Source organism: Zunongwangia atlantica 22II14-10F7 (assembly GCF_002094855.1).
GTDB lineage: Bacteria > Bacteroidota > Bacteroidia > Flavobacteriales > Flavobacteriaceae > Zunongwangia > Zunongwangia atlantica.
Genome location: NZ_ARYN01000009.1, coordinates 1 through 16,727, shown reverse-complemented (window position 1 = coordinate 16,727; position 16,727 = coordinate 1). Strand labels below are relative to the sequence as shown.

Genomic DNA, 16,727 nt, shown 5'->3' with positions numbered 1-16,727 from the left:
CGATTTTCAAAAAATGCATTACGTGCTTGTCCTGAGGTAGTTTACCAATTAACTAAAATTATCTCTTATTCGTCAATCAAGATCTCTAATAATTGTACTGCAGCATCACTTATTTTGGTGCCAGGGCCAAAAACAGCTACGGCACCGGTATCAAATAAATATTGATAATCCTGGGATGGGATCACGCCCCCAACAATCACCATTATATCTTCACGGCCTAGTTTTTTAAGTTCTTCCAAAACTTGTGGCACTAAAGTTTTATGCCCGGCTGCTAAAGACGAAACCCCAAGAATATGAACGTCATTTTCTACCGCTTGCTTTGCAGCTTCTTTTGGAGTTTGAAAAAGCGGACCAATATCTACATCAAAGCCTACATCGGCATAAGCGGTAGCCACGACTTTTGCTCCACGATCGTGCCCGTCTTGTCCCATTTTGGCGATCATAATTCGTGGTCGGCGGCCATCCTGCTCTGCAAATTTATCGGCAAGTTCCCTGGCTTTTAAAAATGTTTCGTTGTCTTTCATTTCTTTAGAATAAACTCCGCTAAAAGATTGAATTTTTGCCTTATATCGACCAAAAGCTTCCTCTAGCGCATCGCTTATTTCTCCCAAAGTAGCTCTTTTTCTCGCCGCTTCAACGGCTAAAGTTAATAAATTTTCTTGCCCGGTTCGAGCCGATTTTGTAAGATTTTCGAGTGCTTTTTTTACTTCAGATTCGTTTCTTTCTGCCTTAATTTTTTCGAGGCGTTCTATTTGTTGCTTGCGTACACTTTGATTATCAACTTCAAGAGTAAGCAATTCTTCTTCTTTTTGTAAGCGATATTTATTGGTGCCAATAATAACATCGGTTTCGTTATCAATTCTGGCTTGTTTTCTAGCCGCAGCTTCTTCGATACGCATTTTTGGGATTCCGGCTTCAATGGCTTTCGTCATTCCGCCAAGATCTTCAACTTCTTCAATTAGTTTCCAGGCTTTTTCAGCAATATCATTTGTTAAACTTTCAACATAATAACTACCGGCCCAGGGATCTACCGTTTTAGTGATCGATGTTTCCTGCTTAAGATGTAATTGTGTATTTCTTGCGATCCTTGCTGAAAAATCTGTAGGTAAAGCAATCGCTTCATCTAAAGCATTGGTGTGTAAACTTTGCGTGCCACCAAATGCCGCTGCCGCCGCTTCTATGGAAGTCCGCGCTACATTATTAAAAGGATCCTGTTCTGTCAAACTCCATCCGCTGGTTTGCGAATGGGTTCTAAGCGATAAGCTTTTTGGATTTTTAGGATTGAATTGTTTTACCAGTTTTGCCCAAAGCATGCGTGCTGCTCGCATTTTAGCAACTTCCATAAAATGGTTCATTCCAATTGCCCAAAAGAATGAAAGTCGGGGTGCAAAACTATCGATATCCATTCCGGCTTCTAAACCTTTACGAATATATTCTAATCCGTCTGCCAGTGTGTATGCCAATTCGATATCACTTGTCGCACCAGCTTCCTGCATGTGATAGCCAGAAATACTAATGCTGTTGAATTTCGGCATGTGTTGCGAAGTAAATTCAAAAATGTCTGCAATGATCTTCATCGAAGGAGTAGGAGGATAGATGTAGGTGTTTCTCACCATAAACTCCTTTAAAATATCATTTTGAATCGTTCCTGAAAGCTGCGCAGGTTTTACGCCTTGTTCTTCTGCGGCGACGATGTAAAAAGCTAAAATGGGTAATACAGCGCCGTTCATGGTCATTGAAACCGACATTTTATCTAACGGAATCTGGTCGAAAAGAATTTTCATATCCTCAACCGAATCGATTGCCACACCGGCTTTTCCCACATCGCCAACCACACGCTCGTGATCACTATCGTAACCGCGGTGCGTTGCCAGATCGAAAGCCACCGAAAGGCCTTTTTGCCCGGCAGCTAAATTTCTGCGATAAAAAGCATTACTCTCTTCAGCGGTGGAAAATCCTGCATATTGCCTTATCGTCCATGGGCGCTGCACATACATTGTACTATAAGGTCCACGTAAAAAAGGAGGTGTACCGGCAACGAAATTAAGATGCTCAAAATTTTCAATATCTTCTTTGGAATATGAAGATTTGATGTTTATTTCTTCCGGTGTTTTATAGGTCGAAATTGTAGATTTTTCGCCTATTTTTTTTTCGATCAACTGTAAATCTTTAAGGTCTTTTCTTCCCATAATTATGTGTTTACAGTTTTTTCGGTTGCTAATCGCTGCTCTTCCTGTTTTTCACTTAATCGACGTTCTAAAATCGGTTCGATCAAGGTTTTTCGTGGGTTTTTCTTTAAAAAAGGATATAACTGAATCTCATCCTGCATTTTATCTGCCGGATTTTGATATTTATTGGTTCCAATTAAAATTAGTTCCCCGGCATCGAATTTCGCCTGTTCTTTTTCAGCCGATTCTCTTATTTTCTTCTGGATAATGCTTTCCTTCAGTTGTTTTAAAAATCCGCCTCCGTTTTCAATATCCTTAAAGATCGCCAGGGCTTTTTCAGCAAATTGTTCGGTTAGATTTTCGATATAATAGGCACCTTCCGCAGCATTTTTTACTTTATTTAAATGCGCTTCATGCTTCATAATCAAAAGCTGATTGCGGGCGATTCTATTCCCAAACTCGTTATTTTTATGATAAACCGCATCGTAGGGTAGATTAAAAATAGCATCTGCACCACCAAGAATTGCACTCATACTTTCTGTAGTGGTGCGCAATAAATTTACATTGTAATCGTAAAGTGTTTTGTTACGTTTTGAAGGTTGGGCGAGAATAAAAACTTCTTTGTTGAATCCGTAAGCTTCAGCGATACTTGAAAAAAGCCATCGTAAAGCTCTAATTTTAGCAATCTCGAAAAAGTAATTTGGCCCCACGGCCACTAAAAATTGCAATTTGAGCGCTTTTTTTACTTCCGAAGAAAGAAAATCTACTTTATTAATATAATTAAGGTATTCGTTTGCATGTGCTATGGCATAAGCCAATTGCTGCGGAATCGTGGCGCCGGCGTTTTGATACAGCATGGTATCTACGGAAATAACCGACTCGAAATTCGACGAATCTTGAAGAATTTCTTCTAAAATTTTATGATCACTTTCTAAGTTAGTAAACCAGTTTCCTGAAGACGCTAAATTCCCAATAATATCGATCTGCAAGTAAACTTTCGCATTTTTATCCTGAAAGAAATTACGCAAACCTTTTAGAAAATCTTCAGAAAAAAAAGTGAATTTCAGGTAAATAGGAGTGGACTGAAAATCGAAGTTTTTGAATAGCTTTTTTAGATCGGTTTCTTCCGAAGAAATGATAAACCAGATACTTTCAGCTCCTTTTTCAACTAATTTTAAAGCGCGGTAATTACTTTTTTCTTCAGAAACCACAAAAATCTGGTCGCAAATCGACCAATCTTTACAAGAATCTATCTGTAAAGCTTCAATTTGATCGTCCTGATGATAAAATGGCCTAATGTCTACGCCATCTAAAGTATGCGTTACCAGGTTTTGATAATCTACACCGTCTAGCTCAAACTGAATTTTCTGTTTCCATTGTTTTCCAGAAACTTCATCAAAATCCTGAAATAATGATTGCTCCATAATCGTGTGGTTTTAAGAAAACAGGGAAAAAATGCCCAATATTAATCTACAGTATCGTACTCGATAATGTAAATTTCTTCGTTGGGGCGTTTCATATAGTACTTTTGGCGAGCAAATTTTTCTAATTCTATAGAATCGCCTAAAGTGCCAATGATGGCTTTATCTCGAGAAATTTCTTTTTGATAATAGTCCTTGTTTTCTCTAAGCTCGTTAATTTCCTGGTTAAGTTCGTGGTGGATAAACCAGGAATTACTATCTAAAAAGAACATCCATATCGCAAAAATAAGCCCCAGCAATACATATTTATTGCTAAGTATTTTAAACCATCTTTTGTTGCGAAGTTCTTTTAATTTCATGTGCTTAAATATACAAAATTAGGATAAGCGATCTTTTATAATTGTCTGAACGATATCAACAGCTACCGTATTGTAACGATTGGTAGGGATTATAAGATCTGCAAATTCTTTGGTAGGTTCTATAAACTGGTTATGCATTGGTTTTAATGTTGTTTGGTAACGCCAAAGCACTTCTTCCAGATCACGACCACGATCTGCAATATCTCGTTTAAGACGACGAATCAAACGCTCGTCACTATCTGCATGTACATAAATTTTGATATCGAACATATCACGAATATCGGCGTGAGCAAGGATAAGAATGCCTTCTACGATAACCACTTTACGAGGATGAACTTCTATAAATTCTCCTGTCCTATTATGTTCTTTAAATGAATATACCGGCTGCATTACATTGTTACCGGCTTTTAATTCCTTTAGGTGAGAAACCAATAGATCGAAATCTATAGATTTTGGATGATCGAAGTTGATCTTTTTACGTTCTTCGAAGCTAAGATGGCTGGTATCCATATAATAGGAATCCTGAGAGATTACATCTACTTCTTCATTCTTTAACTCGTCGATTATTTGATTTACAACGGTAGTCTTTCCGCTACCTGTACCTCCGGCAATTCCAATTATAAGCATCTGAGAAAATTTGGGGCAAATTTAATTATTTACCCCAAAAATTAAATTTTATTCAGATTTTTCTACTGCGGCAACTTCTTCTTCGGTTACCATATCGTCGATTTTGTTGCTCCAGGAGTTCATTGCATAGTTAAGAGCATCTGCAACTTCCTGGTCACTTAATCCCATAGGAGTCATTACGTTATCGTATTCTTTACCGTTTACGGTGATTGGTCCCTGCATACCGTATTTTACACCACGAATACTTTCAGTTCTTTTTTCTGTTAACCAGTTAGAACCGTCTAGTGGAGGATAAGTTCCCGGGATTCCTTTTCCGGTAGGAAGGTGACAGGTAACACATAGCTGAGAATACACTTTTTTACCTCTGGCGATACTTTCGTCTAAAGGTGTTTTTTCTGCTGAACTGTTATCTGCCGGGATAGTGTAGGTTTCTTCCTCTTCGGTAGTTTCCTGCTTTTTGTCTGATTTGCAAGCCATAGCTCCCAGAATCACGGCAATACTTAATAACTTTTTCATTGTTTATCGTTTGTGTTTAATCTAATTATTCTGCTTTTTTTACTAATTTCAATACGCCTTTTCCTTCCACGCCAAGATAGATATTTCCATCGGGTCCTTCAACAACTTCTCTTAATCTTCCAACATTTTCGACTAATTTCTCTCTTTTGGTGATTTTCTTTCCGTCTAAAATTAAAAGTTCTAAATATTGAAATTTAAGGGAGCCGGCTAGTAAATTCCCTTGAAGTTCTGGATATTCTTCAGAAGTTACATATGCGAATCCGCTTGGTGCTATTGAAGGTAGCCAATAAAAAATAGGATCTTCAAATTCTGGGCGGCTACGCTCGTCTGTGATAGGAGTACTATCGTAATTTTCTCCGTAGGTAACAACCGGCCATCCGTAGTTAGCACCTGCTTTTACAACATTTATTTCATCACCGCCTTGTGGGCCATGTTCGTGAACCCAAATTTCGCCAGTTTCAGGATTTAAGATCATTCCCTGTGGATTACGATGCCCATAAGAATAGATAGCTTCTTTAGCATTATCTTCTCCAACAAATGGATTGTCCTGCGGGATGCTACCATCATCATTTAAGCGATAAACTTTACCGTTGTCTCTCGTAATATCCTGTGGATTTTCATCACGAGCGCCGCGTTCTCCGGCTGAAAAATATAAGTAACCCTCTTTATCGAAACTAATTCTGGAACCAAAATGCTGTCCTTTAGTAGTATTTGGACCAGCTTTATATAATACTTCTACATTGGTAAGTTGAGTACCGTCGATCTTAGCTCTGGCGATTGCAGTATTTCCACCTTCGCCTTCACCTTCAGAAGACGCATAGGTAAAATAAATCCAACCATTATTTGCATAATCTGGGTGTACAGCGATATCAAGTAATCCGCCCTGGCCACGCACATAAACTTCAGGAATATTAGAAAGTTTTTGTTTTTGCCCGTCTTTGTAATGATAGATGTCACCAGATTTGTCCGCAACTAGCATACTATTATCTGGAAGAAAATCGATTCCCCATGGGATAGCAATGCCTTCTACAACAACTTCTGTGTCGTAATTATCATTAGTCTCGGCCGGGATTGGCTCTGGTACTTCTTGTTGAGTTTCTTCTGTATTTTTTGGGGTTTCCTGCTTCTCTGCAGTATCCTTTTCTTCAGTACTCTGGCCGCAAGAGATTAAGCTTAAAACAATTCCTAATTGAATAAAAGTTTTTTTCATGAGTGGTGTTATGAGATTGGTTGTAATTTAAGGGATTAAAAGCTATTTAATGAACTAATATATAAAAAATCTAAACTTTCCATTGTGGTGCTAAAAGAATTATTATATTTGCACCCGCAATTGAGAATAACAATTGTAAAACGGGGTGTAGCGTAGCCCGGTCATCGCGCCTGCTTTGGGAGCAGGAGGTCGCAGGTTCGAATCCTGCCACCCCGACGAACTAAGTACCAAACTTTAGCAAAATCACTGGAAATCAAGTATTTTCGGTGATTTTTTGTTTTAGGATATACCATCTAAAACCAAAGTTTATGGTTCTGTTCAGTGAATGATTCGGTGAATGCTTTTTCTTCATTTATTTCTTACCTTAAGAGTGCATAACGGCTGATTTGATTTTCGTCTATAGTCATGTTTGTTTCATTAAAAAACCAGCTTATGCCAGAGTTTACCACCTTTTCCGTATTATTCTTTACCAGAAAGATCAGTAAAAATGCTGAGAAACTTTCTATTTATGCCCGTATTACCGTCAATGGTAAATCAGCCGAAATGAGCCTCCAACGTAAAACTTCAGTGAATGAATGGGACTCTTCCAAAGGGCGGCTTCGAGGATCTAGCGGACGCATCAAACAAATGAACCGTTATTTAGATCAGGTTTACTACCAATTATTAGAGACGCACAAGCGTTTGTTGGAAAAAGACAACCTTATTAGCGCTAAAGCCGTTAAAGCTGCTTACAGCGGACTTGATGAAGATCACAAAAAATTGAGTGATATCGTAGATTATCACAATTCACAGATTCAATCGGTGTTAAAGTGGGGTACGCTAAAAAACTATTATACCACTGCTAAATACCTAACCGAATTTCTAAAGCAAAAAAGAAAAGTAGATGATATCTACTTAAAACATATCAATTACCGATTTATCACGGAATTCGAACATTTCCTGCGCACCTATTCCCCGAGTAAAAAAAGAAAAACCTGTTCTACCAATGGCGTAATGAAACATTTGGAACGGTTTAAAAAGATGATCAACCTTGCCATTAAACTGGAATGGATACAGAAAAATCCTTTTCAGAACTATAAAATGAAGTTTGAAAAGAATGAACGTCAGTTTTTATCGGAACGGGAATTAAAATTAGTAGAAGAAACTTATTTTAAAAGTGGCTCTTTGGAGCGTGTAAAAGATATGTTCCTTTTTTCCTGTTATACCGGACTCACCTATGCTGAACTGAAAGAACTCACCAAAGACCATATCGTAAAGGGGATGGATGGTAAAGATTGGATTTATACCAGGCGGGCAAAAACCAATGAGCCTGTAAAAGCTCCCCTACTCAGTAAAGCTGCTAGCATTTTAAAAAAATATAAAGATCATCAATATGATCTCATGGATGAATGTTTATTTCCGGTCTTATCCAATCAAAAGATGAATAGCTACGTCAAAGAAGTGATGAAAGCTTCAGGAGTTCGAAAACATATTACGTTTCATTCGGCAAGACATACCTTTGCGACAACAGTTACTTTATCTAATGGAGTGCCGATTGAAACGGTATCCAAGCTTTTAGGACATACCAAATTATCGACCACTCAAATTTATGCACGAGTGATGGAAAATAAAATCAGTAGTGATATGAATAACCTGGAAGAACTTATGGCACAAAAAAAAGAAGACAAAACAAAGCGACGAAAAGAGAAATAATATACCCTATTCACAGGCTATTGAACTATTTCAATAGCCTTTTTTAGTCCAATGGAAATTCTTCTTCGCTTTGATTAAAAAGATCAAGTAATTCTGTTTTTGGATCGAGCATAAAATGCTCTAGCTGCTTTAAGGCTTTTTCCTGAATTGCTCCGAAACTTTCATATTCTAAAGAACCAGCAGCAATATACTCTTCATCCAAATCTAGCACCTGAGATAAATAGGTATCATCTTCACCGTAGTAGTAAATAATAGCATCAGAGCCTAAAATATTAAGTTCTAGTGAGTACTGAATATGCTCAAAATGCTCTTTAGTGAAGAAATCAGGTAATGTAAAAGATATTGTTTTGCTTGATGGATCAAACGAAAGAATGGTAGGGATATAGAGTTTTCCAAGATCAAACATCAGATTAGTTGCTTTTAGTTCATCTTTCACTAATGTACTAAAAGAATCATATACCTAAACCAATTTTATCAATCTGAAAATCTAATTTTAACGTTGACTGGAACTCACGATTAACTCACGATTAAAATGAATTGATTCATAGAAACCTTTAAATAAACCTAGATAAAATAAAAAACGCCCGTGTAAAAATGGGCGCTTGATTTTTATATTATTAGAAGTTTTTCCATTCCTCTGATTTAAATTCAAATTTTAAAATAGGAAAACTATACCTTGAAGCAAGTAAGGTTTGTTAGAAAAAATTAGATTTAACCTATCAAACCCTTCCAAATTTTATATTAGCATTTATTATTTTGTTTTATCTTGAAAAAAATCTGAATTCGAAAATGAATAATTCACTTATTGAATTAAAAGAAAAAATTTCAGAAAAACTTCTGAAATTCTTCTTCGTTGATGATAAAAAATATGGAGTACAGAATGAGGAAGGAAAATATCATCTTTTAAAAGACAAAATTTCACCTAATATGATTGATACTATGTTAGGAGAAAAACAAAGTCTTTTAACTTATCAAGAGTTACATATAAGCGGTAGAGCTTTTGTAAAATGGGTTTGCTTTGACATAGATATAGTAAAAGCTAAATTGGAACAAGACAAAAAGGTAACGGAAGAAACTCTAGAGAAAGTTCAATTCGCTACTGAAGAAATTGCTATACTTCTTCAAAGATTAGAAATACCATTTGTAAAAGAGTTTAGCGGTAGAAGAGGTTATCATATATGGGTAATATTCGAAGATTTGATTTCTAAGGAAAACGCATATTATTTTGTAAACTATATTAAGACCTCTATAAAACCCAAAATTCCAAATTACGTAGATGTTGAAATATTTCCAAAAATACCGAAAACAGCCTACAAATCAAAGGGAATAGGATATGGTGTAAAACTACCTCTATCTTATCATAGATTAGGAGTAAGATCATATTTTATCCAGAATAATTATAATCCTCTTTATAACCAAAATTCCCCGATAGACTTCTATTCTGAGCAACTAAAAATCCTGAACTCCATTGAGGTATACACCGCAGAAAGGTTCGAGAATGACATAGTAGATTTTAAAAAAGTTGCTAAAAAAAGTGTAAAAACTAACTTTTTGAAGGTAAGTCAATCTGAAATTTCTTATGAGATTGAGCTCAACAAAGTTTTGAGTAAACTTAGAAATTGCTCTAATATAAGATCCTTATTGGCAGAATATGAAAAAGGACTCAACAACAAGAGTCGATTGATAATGGTTGGTCTATTAATTCACTTGAAAACAAGAGAAAATAAGAATTATGGAAAAGATTTACTCCATGAATTCTTTTCAAGAATTCAAAATTACAATCCAGAAATTACTCGTAAGTTAATTGAAAATTTAGACTTTCTTAATCCAGTAACCTGCGAAATGTTTGGGGAAAAATGTGAATATTGTTCAGAAAACAATATAATTTCACCTATTGAGATATTAGACGATAAAATAATTCTAACTGATATTCCTAAGTTCACCATTGAATCTTTCGACGAGAAATTATTCAAACAAATATGTAGCGGACTTTATAATTATAGTTCTCAAGATGAAGTTAGATTATACTTCCAATTATTAGAATTATCCAACGCAAATTTTAAATCTATTTCAAAGAATATTGACCAAATCTTAAATCATGAAAATTACGGAACGGTTGAATATTACCAATTTTTCCGGCAAGAAAAAGAAAAAGTAAGAACTTTATACACTTTAGAAACCCAAATAAGAATTATCAGTGTTTACTTCACCTATATTCTAAATAAACTATACTATCCTGAATTATCTGACTTTTCATTTGGTTACATATTCCAAGGGAACTTTTATAAGGATAATCTTTTTGAAAATTGGTTTGTCAATTGGGCGAAGTTCAGTAAAAATATAGAAAACATACTTTTCTCTTCAGAATATTCAGGTTACTATCTAGTAAAATTAGATATTAGTAAATTCTATGATAGAATTGATCTTGATAGATTGGAAATAAAGTTATTTGAAGAATTACCACATTCAACTAAAACAATAATCAACAGTTTAAATACCGATGAGAAAAATAAATACAAGAGAATAGTTGATTATCTCATCTTCATATCAAAAAAAATTGCTACTGATAGCAAAACAGGACTTCCACAAGGTCCGGCTTACGCAAGATATCTTGCAGAAATCTACCTTAATAGCCTTGATAAGATCATAGAGCAGAATTTTATTAAAAATAAGAAGAGGGAATTTTATTATCGTTTTGTTGACGATATCTTCGTTTTTGTTGAATCTAAAGAAAGAGCTTTAGTTCTAAATTCAGATATAACTCAATGGCTATCTCTAAACAATCTAGAGATAAACAACTCGAAGACAACTATACAAAAGGTATCTGATTATGTCGAATCAGGTGAATACAGCCGCTATCAAGATGATGCTAAATATGATTTAAGTAAAGCGAACAAAAAAAAAGATTCACTTTCCGAAATTGAGATTGAAAAGATTATCAAGCAATTGACTGATTTGGCGGAAAGTAGCTCTTTAGGCCTTAAGGACAATCTAAGGTTTTTTTATCGTCAATTTGAAGAAGACGATAGATTAAAATTTATAAAACGTCAATTATCAAACAAACTACCATTCAATCCTGATGGAAGAGGAACCTTATATTATCTATTTTATACAGATCTTGCTGCTAATTCCCCTGATATTTTTCTTGATTTGAAAAATAAATTAGCAAAACTTCCTGAGCTATCACTTAGTAACTATTTAAACGCAATTTTAACCTATCAAAATACTTTAGAATTATCCCAGGATTGGGTGCGTGAATTGATCATAAATTTTCTCCATTTAAATAACACTAAAAAAGTAGATCAATTATTAATTGCCATTTTGAAATATAAATACAAAATCGATCTTGAGCTTCCATTTGATAGAATATTAAAAGAAAAAGCATTGAAAACTCCTGAAATTATTCTAAGCCATTCACATTTTAGTGATATACTTCAAAAATTAGAACGTTTGGAATTGGAAGGAGCACTTATAGAAATTTATGATATCATTCATCTTCAAAATCATGATTTGAGATTTCTAAATAAATTGGCAGATTATTACATTTTAAGATTTAGTGTTGCGGATGAAGATAAAGTAGCTCATTTACTTAATTCCGAAAATAATTTAGAGAGATATTATAAATGTATATCGTTTTTGACACTTTTTGTAATTGATAGGTCTGAAAGCGAATTTATAACAGTTTGGAAATATTTACTTTCAGCTTCATCGAAAAAAGGTGAAATTAAAAATTTTGATCATCAATTCAGATGGACAGACAAAGTCCTGAAGTTTAAAAATTCTGATCTTTCTTTCAAGTTATATGGTATTTTAGTTGCTGAAAAACAAGGCTCTCCACTTTCCACATTTAATTGCAAAAATCACTTATTATCTAGATTTAAAGATATTGTTTTGATGCTAGTTTTTTCCAAATCAAACAGGGAGGAATCTGTTATTGAATATAGGGAAAAACAAAATGTATTAAAGGCATCAAATCTTGATAAGAATAGCCTATTCTATAAATGGGTTCAAAATAAAAATGCAGTTTTATATCCAAAATCCAATCCTGCTATTCCATTAAAAATTATTGGGATGAATGGATTAATTGTTTTGAGAGATGGTGAGAAATTTTTCATCAAAAATGTTTCAAAAACAAAACCAAAAAAGCAATATGACTATTTAGAATACTCTACAGAAGAATATTTAGAGTCAGGATTTGAAATAGAGAATAATGTTAGAGATTTATTGGATAATATTAAAATTCTAAATTTTTACAACTTTATTATACGCATCTCAGACGTAATACGAAATAGTATTAAATTTAAAGATAAATATTCAACTGGATACCCCGTTTTCTATGAGAATTTTGAGTCTTCTGGCGTTTCACTTTTTCCAATTATTCCTTTTTATTCGGATTATTCAAAGTTTATAAATTACAATGGAGAAATTGTAGAAAATAACTATCAAAACTTTAAAAAGCAGATTTTTTTCATAATAGAAATTGCAGCACAAAAATCAATTAAAACAAATTTTCTAGAGAAAAATACTGCATTCGATTTTGAATTGAAAAACATTGAAAATCGATTTATTCCTTCATCTGCATTATTATATTCTGATAAAATTACAGAACTTGAATTTATTTTAAAGTTCGCTGAAATTTTAGATGAAATAAGCGAAAATGATTTTGACATCTTCAATTATCAATTTATTTGGAGTTCCGCAGTTTTGAAATTATTGAAAATTAGAAAAGAAAATATTTACAACACCTTAATAAATTATTTATCAATACATCAAAAATTCTATAGTTCTGAAAAACTTGATATTCTCTTTGCAGTAGATAAAAAGACTAATACAGATTACAGCAATTTACTAGAATTTCAGGACATACTGAAAAACTCAATGAGACTTTTCAAAAATGAAATTAATAGTAAGCTGAGACGTTCTAAAAATAACATTACTAATTCGGTTGAGGAACTATTCGATATTCATTTGAATGACTGTCTAAAAGAGGAGTTTAGGCCAAAGAGTATACTTTTATTAGTTGATATTCTCAAAAAATTCAGAGCAACTAAATTTTCTTTAAAAATCAAAAGAAATCATATAACGGATGAAGAACAAATTGATTTTTTGCTAGATGATGTAACTACTAAATTTGAGAATGCATACTTTTTAGACCTTCCCATAAAGAAGTTTATTAAAGTATCTAAAAACCAACTTCGTAGTACCTCTTTTATTGATAGAAAACTATTTCTATACCACAAAAATGATGACCTCTATATCATTCGATTACCAAATGAAATTTTAAAATGTCATGAACAAATAGAGAAGAGAAAAACTATTTTAAATGATTTATCTAATCTTGAGAAGACTGAGGGAAACTTAAATGGTATGGAAGAAATTACTCCATTATTTCCGAAATCAGAAATTCTAAAGCTTGCAAATAGCCGCTTCTCAACAATAAATAGACATGACTTTCAAAGTAAACTCGAAAACCATTATTTACATTATCAAAAACATAGAATAATTGACTGGCTGACTATTTTTAATGAGAATAGTATTAGAGGTAGTAAACTTGCAAAGTTTATGATGGAAAATGATTTTAAGATAGCCAGACTTTATGACGCTCTCTTAGATGTTATTGAGTTGCATCAAGTTATAAATCAAAATCAGGTAGAATATTTTGAAAAGAAAATTAAAGATTATAACTCAGACAAAACTAAAAATATCATAATACCAATTAAAAATAACCATGATGAAAATGGTTTTTTAAGGTTGATGAATCATTTGGAATTGAATGAAAAAAGAGATTTCGATTGGTTGAGCAATTTTGAAAGAATTGGAAAAGAAAACTTAGAAGGAAAAAAATTAATTATTGTAACTGATATATGTATTACAGGTGGTCAGACATCTAAAGCATTAAAGTTCTACATTTCCTATGGTGAGTATGAAGGAGATAATCAATTAATAGAAATTGATGGAAAGTCAGTAGACTATAAAAAAGAACGATATTTCAAATATAATGATAAAAGTGAAAGTACAAGATTTAAAGAGAATTTCAAGAAATTTAAAAAAATAGTATTTCTTTCTCCTTTCATGACTAATGAATTTGAATCTAATATCAAAGCTAACTTTTGGGAATATAACACGAATCTACAATTTGATACTTTTAAAAAACTTAACCTTTCTGAGGTAAACTATGAGACCTTAAAAAATAAGCTAAATAAAGACTCTAGAGACCTTTTTGAAATTTTAGTTAAAGACTTCGAATTAATAGATAATCTCTTTCATGTCCCGAATAAAAAGAAGTATAAAAAGCAATTCAGTAAAGGTAATCTAGACAAATTCAATTTAATTCTTAGAAAAAAATCTTTACCAGCCAGACATTTTAAACTATTTACTTTCAAACCAAAATTAGATATTTCTCCTCTTTTTGATTATGTACCAAACTGGAATGACTAAAACTATTTTTAAAGTATGGATAATTGGCATTCATATTAATTCCTAGATAAGAGAAAGCCCCTTATTTGAGAAATGAAAACTAAAAAATGAATAGCAAGAGGATAACACGCAGAGCGGTGTTGTAATATTCATTTACTTGATATTCAATTATTTATAGTTTGTTTATGTAATGTTTTTTACTAAATTTCCAGTAAAACCTCTGGGAAGCCCTATAAACAGGCAATTTTTTACAGTAAAAATTAGTAAAAAATGAAATTGAAGGTGTAAATCGAGTAATCCTCACCATATTTCCTTTCATTACATTCCAGTCAAAACGGTTCGTCGCAATGGTCTTGAACATAAGCCAAAAGCAAACAAAAATACTAATGGATTGAAGCGGAAGATTTGCTTTTGTCTTACGTTCGCTTTAATTCTTAAGTATTTTATACGAATACGTGAGAGCAATTCTTTTCATGGACATTGTTTAAATAAACAAAGCGCTTAAAAGACTGATTTTCAAAATTATAAAATCAAATATTTTTTTAGTACTGACATCATTTTTTTGAAATTTCAATCGAAGAATTATATATATTCGCTCAATTAAACAACTTCTAAGAAGTATATAACCGGTTATTAGTCAATACTTACACTAATGATTATGAAGAAAGAAATTTTATTTATCATGACCACGATTATAATCGGATTAAGCGGTTGTAGTCCAAAAATCTCATCAAATATTACTAATCCAAATTCAACATTATCGTCCAATGAAGAAGTAGCCTTTTTAGACATCGAACATCCCTTGCCTGAAAACCTCGTAAAAGTAGGAGAATTGAGATTCCAAGATTCAGGATTTTCCACAGATTGTAGCTTTAATAGCCTATTAAATAAAGCACGAATAGAGGCTAGAAAAAATGGAGCAAACATCGTAAAAGTAACTAATAAGAAGAAACCTGATTTATGGAGCTCTTGTTATCGGCTTAAAATAGACCTTTATAACTATAAGGGTGATGTTTCAAAGTTAGAACAATATGAATTAAAACTTGATTAATTATAACATGAATAATTTTTTAAAAGTAGTAGCTATTTGCTTAGCATTGATACTTAACAGTTGCGCAACTATTATTTCCGGATCAAGACAGGAAGTGTTAATTAATTCCAACCCTAAAAAAGCCTTGGTATCTATTAATGAAATAGAAATGGGGCAAACACCGATTCAAAAGAAACTGAAAAGAAATCAGGAATATAATGTCATACTCAATCTTGAGGGGTATAAACCTTATCAAACAACTTTAGAAAAAAAATTTAATGCTTGGTATTTAGGCAATGTATTGATTGGTGGCGTTATTGGGCTTGTTGTAGATCCTATTACCGGAGCCATGTTTAAATTAAAACCTGAAGAAATTAATGGACAACCTAAAAAAGGGACTACTTATAGAACGGACAATGGTATGCTGTCTATAACTATTAGTATGGAGGTAGATCCTGATTGGGAGAAAGTAGGTCAACTAGAGCGATCTGAATAATCTTTAATTTTACATAAAGGCTCAACCTAATGGATGAGCCTTTTTATTAATATCCATAAGAGTTCAATGACAGTAAATTAGTACAATCCAGGATAAGAGCTTATTCTTTGTTAGTTTACATAATAAAGCTGCTTTTTGATTTTGCTTAAATATCAAATTTTAAAAAATAGATTTACAAAATAGAAGTATTCATTTATGAGATAAAATCGAAAAAATGAATAGCAAGAGGCTAACACGCAAAGCGGTGTTGTTGTTCTATAACATACTCATATTTAGGAATTTAAAAAATATTCTTTTCGACATATTTGACGCAAATTTCGGCAAAGGCTCTCGGAAGCCCTATAAATAGGGAATTTATTGCAGCAAATTTGACGTAAAATGGAAAATTTAAGTGTAAATCCAACATTCCTCACCCTATTTCTTTTCACTATGTTGCAGTCAAAACAGTTCGTTGGAATGGTCTTGAACATAAGCCAAAAGCAAACAAAAATTTTAATTGATTGAAACAGAAAATTTGCTTTCGCCTTACGTTCGCTTTAGCAACATTCCGGTATGGTTGACCGATATACATTGCATAGTTATAAGTTTACTTAAAATATTACAGCCTTACCTTTTTGATCTCAAAAGAACAGGATTGAGTATTAGCGGGCGCATAAACCGGTCAGCTTCGCTTTCCTATTTATAGCCCTTTTCCTAATCCTAAATCCTGTAGGGGAATCAATATCAAAAAGGTAATGTGACGGCTCTAAAAGAAGTAAATGAAACCAACCTAAAGCCTATTTCATTTGATC

The 16,727-nt window shown here is 33.1% G+C and carries 11 protein-coding genes and 1 tRNA gene; 5 read left to right on the top strand and 7 right to left on the bottom strand.

The genetic code is table 11. From position 1 onward, the window contains the following. Positions 1 to 65: 65 nt before the first annotated feature. The 6 genes from scpA to IIF7_RS10650 are packed head-to-tail and all read right to left on the bottom strand — an operon-like array spanning position 66 to position 6,301. A complete protein-coding gene (gene scpA / locus IIF7_RS10675) occupies positions 66 to 2,189 on the bottom strand; it encodes a methylmalonyl-CoA mutase (protein WP_084841684.1) in 2,124 nt (707 codons plus the stop codon). Between the two features lie 2 nt (positions 2,190 to 2,191). After that, complete coding sequence (locus IIF7_RS10670) at positions 2,192 to 3,592, bottom strand: methylmalonyl-CoA mutase subunit beta (protein WP_084841683.1); 1,401 nt, start codon at positions 3,590 to 3,592, stop codon at positions 2,192 to 2,194. A 41-nt stretch (positions 3,593 to 3,633) separates the two neighbouring features. Further along, positions 3,634 to 3,948: an FtsB family cell division protein gene (locus IIF7_RS10665; protein ID WP_084841682.1), complete on the bottom strand. Its 315-nt coding sequence runs from the start codon at positions 3,946 to 3,948 to the stop codon at positions 3,634 to 3,636. 18 nt (positions 3,949 to 3,966) lie between these two features. Then, on the bottom strand, positions 3,967 to 4,575 hold the full coding sequence (gene udk / locus IIF7_RS10660; RefSeq protein WP_084841681.1) for a uridine kinase: 609 nt from the start codon (positions 4,573 to 4,575) through the stop codon (positions 3,967 to 3,969). Between the two features lie 48 nt (positions 4,576 to 4,623). Next, the gene (locus IIF7_RS10655) at positions 4,624 to 5,091 is read right to left on the bottom strand and encodes a c-type cytochrome (RefSeq protein ID WP_084841680.1); all 468 of its coding nucleotides are present in this window, start codon (positions 5,089 to 5,091) and stop codon (positions 4,624 to 4,626) included. A 25-nt stretch (positions 5,092 to 5,116) separates the two neighbouring features. After that, positions 5,117 to 6,301 carry a PQQ-dependent sugar dehydrogenase gene (locus tag IIF7_RS10650; protein ID WP_084841679.1) on the bottom strand — a complete coding sequence of 395 codons (1,185 nt, stop codon included), beginning with the start codon at positions 6,299 to 6,301 and terminating at the stop codon, positions 5,117 to 5,119. A gap of 141 nt (positions 6,302 to 6,442) precedes the next feature. On the opposite strand from IIF7_RS10650, the gene IIF7_RS10645 reads away from it, so the two are divergent. Both IIF7_RS10645 and IIF7_RS10640 read left to right on the top strand, forming a co-directional pair. Then, positions 6,443 to 6,517 (top strand) — tRNA-Pro (locus tag IIF7_RS10645). A 216-nt stretch (positions 6,518 to 6,733) separates the two neighbouring features. Continuing rightward, positions 6,734 to 7,993: a site-specific integrase gene (locus IIF7_RS10640; RefSeq protein WP_084841678.1), complete on the top strand. Its 1,260-nt coding sequence runs from the start codon at positions 6,734 to 6,736 to the stop codon at positions 7,991 to 7,993. A 43-nt stretch (positions 7,994 to 8,036) separates the two neighbouring features. Here IIF7_RS10640 and IIF7_RS10635 read toward each other — a convergent pair whose 3' ends face one another. Then, the gene (locus tag IIF7_RS10635; RefSeq protein WP_084841677.1) at positions 8,037 to 8,399 is read right to left on the bottom strand and encodes a hypothetical protein; all 363 of its coding nucleotides are present in this window, start codon (positions 8,397 to 8,399) and stop codon (positions 8,037 to 8,039) included. Positions 8,400 to 8,782: 383 nt separating this feature from the next. Here IIF7_RS10635 and IIF7_RS10630 point away from each other — a divergent pair, with 383 nt between their 5' ends. From IIF7_RS10630 to IIF7_RS10620, 3 genes are all read left to right on the top strand, one after another. Then, positions 8,783 to 14,431 (top strand): reverse transcriptase domain-containing protein, encoded by a 5,649-nt coding sequence (locus IIF7_RS10630; protein WP_084841676.1) that lies wholly within the window; start codon positions 8,783 to 8,785, stop codon positions 14,429 to 14,431. 637 nt (positions 14,432 to 15,068) lie between these two features. Further along, complete coding sequence (locus tag IIF7_RS10625; protein ID WP_245801616.1) at positions 15,069 to 15,461, top strand: hypothetical protein; 393 nt, start codon at positions 15,069 to 15,071, stop codon at positions 15,459 to 15,461. Positions 15,462 to 15,468: 7 nt separating this feature from the next. Beyond that, positions 15,469 to 15,936, top strand: a complete 468-nt coding sequence (locus tag IIF7_RS10620) for a PEGA domain-containing protein (protein WP_084841674.1) — start codon at positions 15,469 to 15,471, stop codon at positions 15,934 to 15,936. Positions 15,937 to 16,727: the final 791 nt, after the last annotated feature.

Bases quoted from the DNA above. Each gene is read 5' to 3' on its own strand.
- IIF7_RS10635 (WP_084841677.1), bottom strand. From the start codon at position 8,399: ATGTTTGATCTTGGAAAACTCTATATCCCTACCATTCTTTCGTTTGAT.
- IIF7_RS10655 (WP_084841680.1), bottom strand. From the start codon at position 5,091: ATGAAAAAGTTATTAAGTATTGCCGTGATTCTGGGAGCTATGGCTTGC.
- udk (WP_084841681.1), bottom strand. From the start codon at position 4,575: ATGCTTATAATTGGAATTGCCGGAGGTACAGGTAGCGGAAAGACTACC.
- IIF7_RS10650 (WP_084841679.1), bottom strand. From the start codon at position 6,301: ATGAAAAAAACTTTTATTCAATTAGGAATTGTTTTAAGCTTAATCTCT.
- IIF7_RS10625 (WP_245801616.1), top strand. From the start codon at position 15,069: ATGAAGAAAGAAATTTTATTTATCATGACCACGATTATAATCGGATTA.
- IIF7_RS10670 (WP_084841683.1), bottom strand. From the start codon at position 3,592: ATGGAGCAATCATTATTTCAGGATTTTGATGAAGTTTCTGGAAAACAA.
- IIF7_RS10640 (WP_084841678.1), top strand. From the start codon at position 6,734: ATGCCAGAGTTTACCACCTTTTCCGTATTATTCTTTACCAGAAAGATC.
- scpA (WP_084841684.1), bottom strand. From the start codon at position 2,189: ATGGGAAGAAAAGACCTTAAAGATTTACAGTTGATCGAAAAAAAAATA.
- IIF7_RS10665 (WP_084841682.1), bottom strand. From the start codon at position 3,948: ATGAAATTAAAAGAACTTCGCAACAAAAGATGGTTTAAAATACTTAGC.
- IIF7_RS10620 (WP_084841674.1), top strand. From the start codon at position 15,469: ATGAATAATTTTTTAAAAGTAGTAGCTATTTGCTTAGCATTGATACTT.
- IIF7_RS10630 (WP_084841676.1), top strand. From the start codon at position 8,783: ATGAATAATTCACTTATTGAATTAAAAGAAAAAATTTCAGAAAAACTT.